The sequence below is a fragment of the Streptomyces afghaniensis genome, assembly GCF_044327915.1.
In the GTDB taxonomy this organism is placed as follows: Bacteria; Actinomycetota; Actinomycetes; order Streptomycetales; family Streptomycetaceae; genus Streptomyces; species Streptomyces afghaniensis.
In genome coordinates this window covers 494,529-507,164 of the sequence record NZ_JBIRGJ010000005.1, presented here as the reverse complement: position 1 = coordinate 507,164, position 12,636 = coordinate 494,529, and the positions used below count along the sequence as shown (strand labels likewise).

General features: G+C 70.4%; 11 protein-coding genes. 4 read left to right on the top strand and 7 right to left on the bottom strand.

Annotation, left to right across the window (positions count from 1 at the left end; genetic code table 11):
• Nucleotides 1-10: 10 nt before the first annotated feature.
• From ACH4G3_RS20970 to ACH4G3_RS20940, 7 genes are all read right to left on the bottom strand, one after another.
• Entirely contained in the window at nucleotides 11-898 is an 888-nt protein-coding gene (locus ACH4G3_RS20970) for a carbohydrate ABC transporter permease (RefSeq protein WP_354740351.1), read from the bottom strand.
• A complete protein-coding gene (locus ACH4G3_RS20965) occupies nucleotides 895-1,749 on the bottom strand; it encodes an ABC transporter permease (RefSeq protein ID WP_354740654.1) in 855 nt (284 codons plus the stop codon). Before ACH4G3_RS20965 ends, ACH4G3_RS20970 begins: the two co-directional genes overlap by 4 nt.
• A gap of 221 nt (nucleotides 1,750-1,970) precedes the next feature.
• Nucleotides 1,971-3,254 (bottom strand): iron uptake transporter deferrochelatase/peroxidase subunit, encoded by a 1,284-nt coding sequence (gene efeB, locus ACH4G3_RS20960; protein ID WP_397626178.1) that lies wholly within the window; start codon nucleotides 3,252-3,254, stop codon nucleotides 1,971-1,973.
• A gap of 47 nt (nucleotides 3,255-3,301) precedes the next feature.
• Nucleotides 3,302-5,542, bottom strand: a complete 2,241-nt coding sequence (efeU, locus tag ACH4G3_RS20955) for an iron uptake transporter permease EfeU (RefSeq protein ID WP_397625909.1) — start codon at nucleotides 5,540-5,542, stop codon at nucleotides 3,302-3,304.
• Nucleotides 5,543-5,727: 185 nt separating this feature from the next.
• Nucleotides 5,728-6,276 carry a GNAT family N-acetyltransferase gene (locus ACH4G3_RS20950; RefSeq protein WP_397625908.1) on the bottom strand — a complete coding sequence of 183 codons (549 nt, stop codon included), beginning with the start codon at nucleotides 6,274-6,276 and terminating at the stop codon, nucleotides 5,728-5,730.
• 235 nt (nucleotides 6,277-6,511) lie between these two features.
• Nucleotides 6,512-7,153, bottom strand: coding sequence for an FMN-dependent NADH-azoreductase (locus tag ACH4G3_RS20945; protein WP_397625907.1), 642 nt, complete (start codon nucleotides 7,151-7,153; stop codon nucleotides 6,512-6,514).
• A 285-nt stretch (nucleotides 7,154-7,438) separates the two neighbouring features.
• Nucleotides 7,439-7,543: a hypothetical protein gene (locus ACH4G3_RS20940; RefSeq protein WP_397626177.1), complete on the bottom strand. Its 105-nt coding sequence runs from the start codon at nucleotides 7,541-7,543 to the stop codon at nucleotides 7,439-7,441.
• 227 nt (nucleotides 7,544-7,770) lie between these two features.
• Here ACH4G3_RS20940 and ACH4G3_RS20935 point away from each other — a divergent pair, with 227 nt between their 5' ends.
• The 4 genes from ACH4G3_RS20935 (at nucleotide 7,771) to ACH4G3_RS20920 (ending at nucleotide 12,615) form a co-directional block, all read left to right on the top strand.
• Nucleotides 7,771-8,208 carry a MarR family winged helix-turn-helix transcriptional regulator gene (locus ACH4G3_RS20935; protein ID WP_397625906.1) on the top strand — a complete coding sequence of 146 codons (438 nt, stop codon included), beginning with the start codon at nucleotides 7,771-7,773 and terminating at the stop codon, nucleotides 8,206-8,208.
• Between the two features lie 202 nt (nucleotides 8,209-8,410).
• Entirely contained in the window at nucleotides 8,411-9,520 is a 1,110-nt protein-coding gene (locus ACH4G3_RS20930; protein ID WP_397625905.1) for a GDSL-type esterase/lipase family protein, read from the top strand.
• 136 nt (nucleotides 9,521-9,656) lie between these two features.
• Nucleotides 9,657-11,291: a cellulase family glycosylhydrolase gene (locus ACH4G3_RS20925; protein ID WP_397625904.1), complete on the top strand. Its 1,635-nt coding sequence runs from the start codon at nucleotides 9,657-9,659 to the stop codon at nucleotides 11,289-11,291.
• 196 nt (nucleotides 11,292-11,487) lie between these two features.
• Nucleotides 11,488-12,615: an acyltransferase family protein gene (locus ACH4G3_RS20920; protein ID WP_397626176.1), complete on the top strand. Its 1,128-nt coding sequence runs from the start codon at nucleotides 11,488-11,490 to the stop codon at nucleotides 12,613-12,615.
• Nucleotides 12,616-12,636: the final 21 nt, after the last annotated feature.

Below are 12,636 nucleotides of genomic sequence, written 5' to 3'. Positions count from 1 at the left end.
TCGGCTTGGGTCAGCTCTTGATGGCGCCGGTGAGCACGCCCTTGGTGAAGTACTTCTGCAGGAAGGGGTAGACGAGCAGGATCGGCACGGTGGCGATCACGAGCACCGCCATCTGCACGGTCTGCGGAGCGGTGACGGTGGCCTCGCCGGTGGTGGCATCGGTGAGTCCGGCACCGGCCACCACATAGGTGCGCAGCACCTGCTGGAGCGGCCAGTGGTCACTCTCCAAGTACAGCGAGGCGTAGAACCAGGAGTTCCAGTAGGCGACGGCGTAGAACAGGCCGACGACGGCGAGCGCGGCCTTGGACAGCGGCAGCACCACCGACACCAGCACCCGCCAGTCCCCCGCCCCGTCCAGCCGGGCCGCCTCGTACAGCTCCTCGGGGATCGACTGGAAGAAGCCGCGCAGGACGACCAGGTTGAACACGTTGACCAGGACGGGCAGGACGAGCGAGGCGTACGAGTCGAGCAGGCCGAGTTCCTTGACGAGCAGGAAGCTCGGGATCATGCCGGGCGGGAAGAGGAACGTGAACAGCACCAGCAGCAGGACCGGTTTGCCGCCGAAGACGCCCGGGCGGGACAGCGCATAGGCCAGGGTCACCGTGCAGGCGAGGCTGAGCAGGGTGCCCACGATCGTGACACCGGCGCTGACGCCGAGGGCGTGGGTGACGATGCCGCCGTCGAAGATGTCGCGGTAGGCGTCGAGCGAGGGTTCGGTGGGCCAGAGCACCCAGCCGCCGTTGTCGACGACCTCCCGGGTGGACGCCAGCGAGGTCGACACGATCACCAGGAACGGCACGCACACCAGCAGTACGACCGCGGCGAGGGCGAGGGCCTTCGCGGCCTGGGTGAGCGGCCGGGGTTTCTCCATCCAGCCGGGCCGGGCGGACGCGCTCACTTGTAGACCCCCTGTTCGCCGAGGCGGTGGGCGACCTTGTTGGCCGCGTAGACGAGGAGGGCGCCGACGAGCCCTTTGAACAGGCCCGCGGCAGCGGCGAATCCGTAGTCGCCGCCGACGATGCCCTGGTAGTACACGAACGTGTCGATGACCTCGGCGGTCTCCGGTCCGACCGCGTCGCGTTGCAGCAGCATCTGCTCGAAGCCGACGGAGAGGATGTCACCGAGCCGCATGATGAGCAGCAGCACGACCACCGGGCGGATGGCGGGCAGGGTGACGTGCCAGAAGCGCCGCCAGGGTCCGGCGCCGTCGATGGCGGCGGCCTCGTACTGCTGCTCGTCGACCTGGGCGAGCGCGGCGAGGAAGATGATCGTGCCCCAGCCGGCGTCCTTCCAGATGACCTGGGCGACGACGAGCGGCTGGAACGCGTCGGGGTTGCCGATGATGTCGACGGTGTGCAGACCGGCCCCGCTCAGGCCGCTGTTGAGCAGGCCGGTGTCCCCCAGCACCTGCTGGAACAGCGCGACGACGATCACCCACGAGATGAAGTGCGGCAGATACGCCACCGACTGCACGAACCGGCGCACCGTGCTCCAGGTGAGGGTGTGCAGCAGCAGGGCGAGACCGAGCGGCACCGGGAAGTAGAAGACCAGCTGGAGGACGGCGATCCAGAGGGTGTTGAGGACCGAGTCCCAGAACGCCGCGTCCTCGAACATGCGCTGGAAGTTGCCCAGGCCCACCCAGGGGCTGCCCCACAGGCCGTCGAACGGCACGTACTCCTTGAACGCGATGACGTTGCCGACGAGTGCGCCGTAGTGGAACAGCAGGAAGTAGGCGACGCCGGGCAGCATCAGCAGGAACAACGTCCGGTTCTGAAAACCTTTACGCTGACGCTTCACCTCATCAGGATCGCGTCGCCTTGGGCCAACCCCCTTCGTACCTGCTCGTTCCCGTAAGGCAGTTGCCACGGCTCCCCCTCACCTCGGCGTGTCCGGTGAAGGGAAGTTAAAACGTTTTCACTGTGCGGTCAACAGTTCTGACACGGACGTGAGTTGACCCGGTCGGCGGGCCTTCAAGCCGAGAGCAGTCCCCGGCCGAACCAGTCGGCGGACGAGCGCACGCCGGGCAGGGCGAAGAAGTAGCCGCCGCCGGTCGGGGAGATGTAGTCGACGAGGGGTTCGTCGATCAGCCGGGTCTGCGTGGCCTCGAACTGGCGCCGTACGTCCTGCTGGTAGCAGCAGAAGACCAGGCCCATGTCGAGGTCGCCGACGCTGTCGACGCCCCGGTCGTAGTTGTAACCCCGGCGCAGGATGCGGGAGTCGTCGGTCGCCGTGGTGCGCGGGTTGGCGAGGCGGATGTGGGCGTCGAGCGGGATGGCGGTGCCGTGCGGGTCCCTGACGTAGTTCGGGCTGTCGGTCTCCTTGACACCGTCCAGCGGCGCACCGGTGTCCTTGCGGCGGCCGAACATCTGCTCCTGCTCGGTCAGCGAGACGCGGTCCCAGAACTCCACGAGCATCCGGATGATCCGGACGACCTGGTAACTGCCTCCGGTCGCCCAGCCGGGTTCCCCCTGCCCGTCGCCGACCCACACGAGGTGGTCCATCTCGCGGGCCGACGCGACGTCCGGGTTGGCTATGCCGTCCTTGAAGCCCAGCAGGTTGCGCTGCGCGCCGCTGGGCCGGGGGACGTTCTGGAAGCCGTCGACACGCCAGCGGACCTGCATCGCGCCCCGGGTGTGCTTGGCGATGTCGCGCAGCGCGTGCAGCACGGTGTCCTGCCGGGCCGCGCAGATCTGGAGGGACAGGTCGCCGTGGCACTCGGCCGGGTTCAGGTTGTCGTTGGGGAAGGTGCGCATGGGCGTGAGCCGGCGCGGCTTCGCCTCGGCGAGTCCGTAGCGGTCGTCGAAGAGGGAGGCACCGACGCCTACGGTCACGGTGAGCGCGTCGGCCGGGACGACCGGGCCGAGGATGCCGTTGTCCGAGGGCGGGGCGCCGACACCGAGGTCGGCGGGGGTGCCGCCGGCGGTGAGGAAACGGGCCCGCTGGGTCAGGGTGCGCAGCAGGTCGGCCAGTTCCGCGCGGTCGCGGGCGATGACGTCGAAGGAGACGAAGGCGGCGGCCTTCTGCTGGGGAGTGAGGATTCCGGCCTGGTGGGTGCCGTGGAAGGGCACGGCGGCGGCGTTCGCCTCCTCGGACGCCCCGGCCGCCCGTGCCGTACTGCCGCCCGTCTCGGCGAGGGCCGTGCCTCCCCCGGCGAGGACCGCGCCCGCGGCTCCTGCGCCCAGGGCCGTCTTGACGAAGGCACGGCGGCCGGCGTGGGCGGGGCAGCCCTGCGGAGGGGTGTCGGCGGACGGCATGGGGACGTTCCCTTCGGTGTGTTCGTGGTTCCGGCGGCGTCCGGTGCTCACGCGGACTTCCTGATCTCGAGCAGGTCCGGCACCGGCGACAGGTCTTCCAGGAGCTGCCCCGTGGCCCCGTCGATCCGCTCTTCGGCGGTCCGGCCGAGCCGGTCGACGGGGGTCCAGCGGCCGTCGCGGTGCTGGGCGTCGAGCAGCGTCCGGAGCCGTGCGCTGTCCGCGTCGACGGTCGGCAGCAGATGCGGGGCCCGGGCCGTGAGCAACGGGCGCAGTACGGTGAGCAGTTCGCGGGTCCCGGCGAGGTTGGCCTCGGCCGTGGCCAGTCCGGTGCCGCTGCCCTGGTCGGTGTCGCCGGTCAGCTCGAACTGGAGGGTGTTCTCCAGGATCTCGTGAGCACGCAGGGGCAGGTCGGAAGAGTCGAAGTCCTGATGCGGGAAGGCCTTCCACAACCCGGCGGCGTCGGCTGCGAGTTGCCCCGCCGGGCCTTTGAGCTCACCGGCCGGCTGGCCGTGCCACAGCCCGTACTCGATCCGGTGGAAGCCGGTGAAGTCCTTGTCGTGGACCCCGCCCGGCAGACCGTCGGGCCGGCCGTTGATCTTCTGGTCGAAGTCCTCGAAGGTGCCGTAGGCGGCGCCGAGGGAGGCGTAGGTGCGGTGCGCGGTCAACCAGTCGGCGCGTGCCCTGTCCAGGTGCCCGGTGCGGATGTCGTCGCTGAGTGTCCGGGTCTCGGTGACGAGGGTGGCCAGGCCCCGGTCGACGTACGCCTTGTAAGCCCGCAGGGGTCCCGCGAGATCCTTCGCGGAGACGGGGACCACGGCCCTGGCACCGGCGGCGCCACCGACCCGGACCGCCTTGGAGGTGACGGCCTTGCCGTCGGTGGGGACACAGCGCCAGGCGTACGTACCGCCCGCCACGGTGGCGACGAGGTCCCGGGTGGTGCCGGGGGCCAGGCCCTCGATCTCGCCGTAGACCGCGTTGGTGTCCGGGTCGATGAGGTACACCTCGGACGTCTGGTCGCCGGTGTTGCGCATCTGGAAGGTCTGCCGCCCCGGCTCGGGCGCGGTGAAACCCTGACCGCAGCTCTTGGCGGAGACGGCGACGGTCTCGCCCTCGGCGGGCTTGGGGCGCGCCAGGGCGACGACGAGTCCGGCGAGAATCGCGGGTACGGCGACGACGGCGACGGGGATGAGCCAGGCGGGGCGGTGGCGGGTGGGTGCGGGGGTGGGCTGGGTCGGTGTGGCCTTCGCGGGCTGGGGCGATGTGGCGGACGGGGCCGGTGTCGCGGGGTCGGGCCCGGGCGGAGCTGCGGGCCCGGCAGTACGCGTCACGGGCGCGGCATCAACCGCAGGCACGGCACCAGTTGGGGCCGATGTCGCGGACGCCGGGCCGGACGGGGCCGGTGTCGCGGACGCCGGGCCGGACGGGGCCGGTGTCGAGGGCGCGGGCCGTGTCCGGCTCGGGCTCAGGGCCGGGGCAACTCCCCGTACCCCCCTCACGAACAGCGTCATCACCACGCCGAGATACCCGACGTACCCGGCCACCTGCAGCCACGTCATCGTCGGCGTCAGGTTGAGCACGCCCTGGAGCAGGGTGCTGTACCAGGACCCGGCGTCGACGCTGCCGCTCAGGTCGACGGCGTAGGCCGTCCCGCCGGGCAGGACCCCGCCCTCCTGGAGGTCACGCAGCCCGTAGCCGAGCACGCCCGCGGCGATCACGATGAGGACGGCGCCGGTGGCGGTGAAGAAGCGGGTGAGGTTGATGGAGAGCACCCGGCGGTAGAGCCCCCAGCACTGCACCGCCGCGAGCACGAGCCCGATGCCCGCGCCGGTCAGCGGCCCGGCGGACTCGTGTGCCGCGCGGGCCGTGGTCCACAGGAACAGCGCGGTCTCCAGGCCTTCGCGCCCCACCGCCAGGAAGGAGGTCAGGATCAGCACGCCGGCGCCCATGGTCAGTGCCCCGGTGACCTTCTCCTTGATCTCGCCCGCCAGGCTGCGGGCCGAGCGGCGCATCCAGAACACCATCGCGGTCACGAAGGCGACGGCCACGATGCTCAGCGTTCCGCCGAAGGCCTCCTGTGCGGCGGTGGAGAGAGAGGCGGCGGTGAACGTGAGGACCGCGCCGAAGCTCATCGAGAGCGCGATCGCGGCGAGCACGCCGGTCCACACCTGCGGCAGACGGGACTTGGCGTCCGCCCGCGCGAGCGTGGCGACCAGCACGGAGACGATGAGACCGGCTTCCAGTCCCTCCCTCAGCCCGATCAGGAAGCTGGGAAACGCGTCGTCCCACATGTGCTGCGGCCCTCCCGGCCCTCCGCCCCGGCCACCGCACAAGCGAGTTAGCCAAGGCATGCCTTACCGACGCCGACCATCATGACCTCGGCTCTCTGGGCATCCGGTCATGAATGCCTCATGGCACGGCAAAAGTCCGAGTCCGAACTCCCCGTCAGGGCCCGGCGGAGGGTGCCGGGCCCGGCTCAACCGGACGACGTGGCCGAGGACCACACGCCGAACCACTGCTCGGCGCCGAACTCCTCGAACCGCTCCACCTCGATGAACCCCAGCTTCGCCGCGAGGCGCATCGAGCGGTCGTTCGCGGTCTGGGTGCAGAGCACCACCGGCTCACCGGGAAGCTCGTCGGCGAACCAGTGGAGTGCCGCCGCACACGCCTCGGCGGCGTACCCGCGTCCCCACGCCTCAGGCAGGAACATGTAGCCGAGCTCGGCGTCTGCGCCCTCCGGACGGACGCGACCCGGGCGTTCCGCGTCACGCCGGTCGAGCGTGACCGTACCGATCATCGCTCCGTCGAGATCGATCACGAACAGGCCGGGGCGCCGCCCGGGCACGTCCGGCACCGCGCGTTCGAGCTCAGCACGCGGTCGAGGGCCACCGAGGTAGGTGCCCACCTCCGGCGAGGTGAACAGCTCGATGAACGCCGCACGGTCGCGGGCCTCTGACTCGCGGAGCACAAGCCGTTCGGTCTTTATCGGGGCAGGCGGCCAGGCGACGGGTCCTAATCCGGTCATGGCGGGCAACCTATCGTGCCTCGTAGTCCGGGTGCGGGCATGTCCGCCGTGGGGATCAGGTCCCACACTCGTTCACGACGGACGTCTTCAGGGTCTGTCTCGCAGATCAGTGCGGTGGCGAGCCGCCGTCCGCGTGGATGCATCGCAAAGCGGCGGAGGAACGCTCGCCAGGGGATCCTCTGCGATACGACGCCGGCGCGGCCCGCGGTGATCTACGAGACAGACCCTGGGGCGGTCAGGCCCTGATCAGCTGGGCGACCCGCCGCCCGTGCTCGGCGGCCTGCTCGTGCCCCGTCTTGATCGACTCTTCGGCCAGCCCTCGCAGCGCCTCCATCTTCGGATCCCAGAACGCGTGGGTCAGCTCCGCCTGGGCGATGTGCAGGTCGAGGCCGAAGACGTCGGCCAGGATCCTGCGCAGGTAGGGGGTGCCGTGGTCCCAGCCCTCCTTCGGGGTGCCGGGCCCGTAGCCGCCGCCCCGGCTCAACGTCAGGATCGCCGGCTTGCCCTTGAGTGGCCAGTCACCGTGCACCCCCACCCGGGGGTGCTTCAGGATCAGGTCGATCCAGGTCTTGACCTGTTCCGGGACATTCCAGTTGTACATCGGCACCGCGAACAGGAACGCGTCGGCGTCGAGGAGTTCCGCGCCGAGACGGTCGAGGAGCTCGCGCGCCTCGTCCGGGGCCGGTGCGGCCGGGTTGACGACTTCGTGGGCGAGCGCGGTCCACGCGTCCCCGGGCAGCGGCTGGACCCCGAGGTCGCGCCGGGTCACGACGGCGCCGGGGTGCTCGGCGAGCCACGCCTGCTCGGCGGTGTCGGCGAGGGCGCGGCTCACCGATCCTTCGGTACGGATGCTCGCGTCGAGACGGAACAGGTGCACGGTGCGGTCCTCCAACATAGATTTCTGCTGTGATGCAGATAGTATGCACAGCAGAATATCTGTCGGCAAGAAAGTGTGAGTCGGCCGCAAATCCGGCATGAGCGCGGGTCCCGGAGGTTCTCGACGAACTCCAGTCGGATCTCGACTGAGCGGCGGGGGCGCGCTTCGCGTTCTACGCCCACGGAGGCAGGGCAGGCGCTGCCATCGCCGCCATCGGCAGCGAGGAGGGCACCGGTGACGTAGCGGCTCGAAGGTCCGAGCAGGAAGCAGACGACATCGGCGATTTCATTCGGGTCCCCAGCGCACCCTCGCGCGTTTGTCTCCCGGAGAGACCGCGTTGACCCGCACACCTGACGGACGGAACTCAGACGCCCGATAGCGAGCGAGCATCTCGGCGCCGGCCTTTTGAAGCGCCGTAAGCCGCACCGAACGCAGCCGGACCTCGACCCGCCACCCGCTGCGTCATTGCGGGGCCAGAGCACCCCGCCTTTCAAAAAACTATGCCAGCAAGATGTTCTGAGATGTAGACTATCTGTCGCAATGCCTTAAGATGCTACGGTGCTGGAATGTGCTCTGAACCCAGCGGCCGAGCGAGCAGCAACGCCAAGTGTCCTACCTTGGACAACGACCTGGTTTGGGCCATTCGCATCATTTCGGGGGCGCTTCGGCGTGCTGCGGCCGAGGCCGCGGAGACGCTGCCCGGAGGAGCACGCGCCTACTTGGTGCTCATGGCATTGGCCGCGACCGAGGACAAGCCCCCCACGCAACTCGAACTGGCCGGCCGGGTCGGTCTCGACCGAACGGTGATGACCTACCTTCTCGACGACCTGGAGGGACTGGGCCTGCTGTCGCGGCGCCCGAATCCGCAGGACCGGCGGGCTCGCCACGTGATCCTTACGGACGAAGGCCGATCGCAGTTGCAGCGCGTGCGAACTGAAGTCGCGGCCGCCGAATCACAGTTGCTCATGGAATTGAGCGAAGAAGATCGGGCCCAGTTTCGAGAACTCCTGGCTCGGGTTGCGCTCACCGCTCAGCGGGGCCCCCTCGGAGACTGAGGTGCTGCTGGAGGGCTCCGCGGCGACGCCGGGTGCGAAGCGGGAGCCTGCTCGTGATCCCGGCACGGCCGTCCAGGTCCATCGACACCGGCATGAGCACAAGATGCCCCGGGCCCTCAGACGCCCGCCCCCTTGACGCGTCAATGACAACAATGGCTTGATGCATGGGAGCGCTCCCACCTCACCCAGGGAAGGGATCACCATGCCCAGGACCCGCCGCTCGTCCCCGCACTTACGGATCGTCCCGGTTCTCGGCCTCCTGGCCGCCCTGCTCCTCCCCCTCGGCATCACCTTCGCGCCCCGGGCCACAGCCGCACCGGCGGCGGCCGACCCCGTCCGCGTCATGCCGCTCGGCGACTCGATCACCGGCTCGCCGGGCTGCTGGCGGGCGGTGCTCTGGAACCGGCTGCAGAACAGCGGATACACGGACATCGACTTCGTCGGCACCCTCCCGCCGCAGGGCTGCGGACAGGCGCACGACGGCGACAACGAGGGCCACGGCGGCGAGCTGGTGACCAATGTGGCCGACCAGAACCTGCTGCCGGGCAGGCTCGCGGCCACCCGTCCGGACATCGTTGTCATGCACTTCGGCACGAACGACGTCTGGAGCAGCATCGCCCCCGACCGCATCCTCGCCGCCTACACCAAGCTCGTGACGCAGATGAGGGCCTCGAATCCGGACATGCGGATCCTCGTCGCGCAGCTCATCCCCATGAACCCGGCCAGTTGCGCGGCCTGTGCGCAGCGCGTCGTCGACTTCAACGCACGGATCCCCGACTGGGCCCGGGCGACCGGCACCGAACGCTCCCCGATCACCGTGGTCGACCAGTGGACGGGCTTCAGCACGGCCACGGACACCTACGACGGTGTGCACCCCAACGCCTCCGGTGACGACAAGATCGCCGCCCGCTGGTTCCCGGCCCTGACGGCCGTCCTCGACGCGGGCGTCCCGCAGGATCCCGGCGACCCGGGTGGCCCGGGCGAACCCGCGGCCTGCACCGCGCGCTTCCGAGCCGTCTCCGCGTGGCAGGGCGGCTACCAGGGCGAGGTGACCGTGACGAACACGTCCGCCTCCGCCGCCTCGGGCTGGACCGCGACGGTCGTACCGGCGGGCGGCGCGCGCATCGGCCAGGTCTGGAACGGCACCCTCACCACGGCCGCGGACGGTACGGCCACGGTCACGAACGCGGCGTGGAACGGGGCGTTGGCGCCCGGCGCGAGCGCCACGTTCGGTTTCGTCGCCACCGCCCCGGCAACGTCCGGCGCTCCGGCGGCGACCGTCACGTGCACGGCGAAGAGCTCCGCCGGCTGACACCCGGCACGGATCAGGACCGCCCCGGCACACTCGCCGCGACGGCCCGGCAGCACACCCACCGCTCCCTCCCCGGGACTGAACGAGACCCGGAACAGGCCCCACCCGATCCGCCCCCCCCACCTCTGGAGCCGCCATGAGATCCCGTACCGCCCCCACCCCGCGCGTGGCCACCGTGGCCGTCGCCCTCCTTGGCCTCCTGCTCTCCTTCCTCTCCCTCGGTACACCGGCGCACGCCGCCCCCACCGGCTTCCGCATCGACAACGGCCGGCTGCTGGAGGCGTCCGGCAACGACTTCGTGATGCGCGGCGTCAACCACGCCCACACCTGGTTCCCGGACCGGATCAGCTCCCTCGCGCACATCAAGGCCAAGGGCGCCAACACCGTCCGCGTGGTCCTCTCCAGCGGTGACCGCTGGACCCGCAACGACACCGCCGACGTGGCGAACGTCGTCTCCCAGTGCAAGCAGAACCGGCTGATCTGTGTGCTGGAGGTGCACGACACCACCGGATACGGCGAACAGAGCGGCGCCGCCACGCTCTCCCGTGCCGCCGACTACTGGATCAGCGTGCAGAGCGCGCTGACCGGTCAGGAGGACTACGTCATCGTCAACATCGGCAACGAGCCGTACGGCAACACCAACTACGCGAGCTGGACGGCCGACACCAAGGCGGCCATCCAGAAGCTCCGCACCGCCGGGTTCGACCACACGATCATGGTCGACGCGCCCAACTGGGGCCAGGACTGGGCGTTCACCATGCGGGACAACGCCGCCTCGGTCTTCGCCGCCGACCCGGACGCCAACACGATCTTCTCGATCCACATGTACGGCGTCTTCGACACCGCCGCCGAGATCACCAACTATCTGAACCGCTTCGTCACGGCGAAACTCCCCATAGTGGTAGGCGAGTTCGGCCACGACCACTCGGACGGCAACCCCGACGAGGACACCATCCTGGCCGTCGCCCAGCAACTGCGCCTGGGCTACCTCGGCTGGTCCTGGAGCGGCAACGGCGGCGGCGTCGAGTACCTGGACATGGTCACGAACTTCGACCCGGACCAGCTCACCAGCTGGGGGCAGCGGCTCTTCAACGGCGCGAACGGCATCGCCGCCACCTCCAAGGAGGCCGCGATCTACTCCTCCGGCGGAGGCGACACCACTCCCCCGACGGCCCCCGGCACCCCGGCCGCCTCCGGGGTGACCTCCTCCTCCGCCACCCTGAAGTGGTCCGCCGCCACCGACGCGACGGGCGTCACCGGCTACGACGTCGTCCGGGTCAGCGGCGGCAGCGAGACGGTCGCCACCAGCACGGCCACCACGACCGCCACCCTCACCGGCCTGTCCCCCGCCACGTCCTACACCTTCGCCGTCTACGCCCGTGACGCGGCCGGCAACCGTTCGCCCCGCTCGGCCACGGTGACGTTCACGACCTCCTCCGGCGGCTCATCGTCGTCCTGCGGCGTCGGCTACCAGGTGACGAGCAGCTGGCCCGGCGGCTTCCAGGGCGAGATCACCCTGCGCAACACCGGCACGTCGGCGATCAACGGCTGGACGCTGCGCTGGACCTTCCCGGACAGCCAGCGCATCACCAACCTCTGGGGCGGCACGGCGACGCAGAGCGGCTCCGAGGTCAGTGTCGCGGCCGCCTCGTACACCGCGACGATCCCCGCGGCGGGCTCGGTCACCCTGGGCTTCACGGCCTCCCGGGCGACGGCGAACCCCAGCCCGACGGCGTTCACACTGAACGGCGCGGCCTGCTCGGTGAGCTGACCGGGCGGCATCACCCACCTGGGTGTGATCCGCGCAACATCCACACCAGAAAGCGGTTTACGCCAGGCCGGAGTGGTGAGGCGGCGGGGATGTCGCACCGGCACCCCACCGCCGTCACTCCGGCAGGACGTGTACCCGCCCGCCCATCTCCCCCGCACCGTGCGCGGGAGGTGCGATGAGCGAGGACACCCTGCGCATGCGGGCCGTGACGAGCAGGGGCGGCGAGACCGGGGCGAGTACCTCACGCGCCGCCGCCCCGCCGGAGCAGGCCGGGCAGCGCGACGCGTTCTTCGACAACGCCAAGTACCTGGCGATCGTGCTGGTGGCCATGGGGCACGCCTGGGAGCCGTTGCGGGACGGCAGCCGGGCGGTCAGCGCGCTCTACATGGTCGTCTACGCCTTCCACATGCCGGCGTTCATCGTCATCTCCGGCTACTTCTCGCGCTCCTTCGACGCGAGCCCGGGGCGGATCAGGCGTCTGGTCACCGGGCTCGCGGTGCCGTACGTCGTCTTCGAGACGGCGTACACGCTGTTCACGCGCTGGACGGACCAGGAGCCCGACCGGCCCGTCAGCCTGCTGGATCCGCTGTACCTGACGTGGTTCCTGGCGGCGCTGTTCATCTGGCGGCTGACCACACCGGTGTGGCGGCGCGTGCGGTGGCCGCTGCCCGTCGCCCTCGTCGTCGCGATGCTGGCGACGCTCTCGCCGTCCGTCGGCAACGACCTCGACCTGCAACGCACCCTTCAGTTCCTGCCGTACTTCGTCCTCGGTCTGCTGCTCAAGCCGGAGCACTTCCAACTGGTGCGCCGCCGCTCGGCGCGGGTGCTGGCCGTGCCGGTCTTCGCCGCCGCGGTCGTCGTGGCCTACTGGGCGGTCCCGCGGATGACGGGCGCCTGGTTCTACCACCGCGACAGTGCCGGGGAACTCGGCGCGCCCGCCTGGTACGGGCCCGTGATGACGCTGGCGACCTTCGGCTGTTCGCTGGTCCTGGTGGCCTGCTTCCTGGCATGGGTGCCCGGGCGCCGGGCGTGGTTCACGGTGCTGGGCGCGGGGACGCTGTACGGCTATCTGCTGCACGGCTTCGTCGCCCAGGGGTCCAAGTTCTGGGGCTGGTACGAGCCGGCATGGGTTCACCAGCCCGTGGGTGTGGTCGTGGTGACGGTCTTCGCCGCGGTGCTCGTGACCGCGCTGTGCACCCCGCCGGTGCGGCGGCTGTTCCGCTGGGTGATGGAGCCCGACATGGCGTGGGCGTTCCGCCGGGACGCTCATCAGCAGGCACGGGACCGGAACGCCGTCCGCGAGGGCAGCGCCGCACACGGGTGACGCCCGGCGCGCCCCGCCAAC

What these genes read in the sequence shown, in the direction of transcription:
- ACH4G3_RS20940 (WP_397626177.1), bottom strand. Translation starts at nt 7,543, where the DNA reads ATGCTCGCTCGCTATCGGGCGTCTGAGTTCCGTCCGTCAGGTGTGCGG.
- ACH4G3_RS20920 (WP_397626176.1), top strand. Translation starts at nt 11,488, where the DNA reads ATGCGGGCCGTGACGAGCAGGGGCGGCGAGACCGGGGCGAGTACCTCA.
- ACH4G3_RS20965 (WP_354740654.1), bottom strand. Translation starts at nt 1,749, where the DNA reads ATGCTGCCCGGCGTCGCCTACTTCCTGCTGTTCCACTACGGCGCACTC.
- ACH4G3_RS20950 (WP_397625908.1), bottom strand. Translation starts at nt 6,276, where the DNA reads ATGACCGGATTAGGACCCGTCGCCTGGCCGCCTGCCCCGATAAAGACC.
- ACH4G3_RS20930 (WP_397625905.1), top strand. Translation starts at nt 8,411, where the DNA reads ATGCCCAGGACCCGCCGCTCGTCCCCGCACTTACGGATCGTCCCGGTT.
- efeB (WP_397626178.1), bottom strand. Translation starts at nt 3,254, where the DNA reads ATGCCGTCCGCCGACACCCCTCCGCAGGGCTGCCCCGCCCACGCCGGC.
- efeU (WP_397625909.1), bottom strand. Translation starts at nt 5,542, where the DNA reads ATGTGGGACGACGCGTTTCCCAGCTTCCTGATCGGGCTGAGGGAGGGA.
- ACH4G3_RS20925 (WP_397625904.1), top strand. Translation starts at nt 9,657, where the DNA reads ATGAGATCCCGTACCGCCCCCACCCCGCGCGTGGCCACCGTGGCCGTC.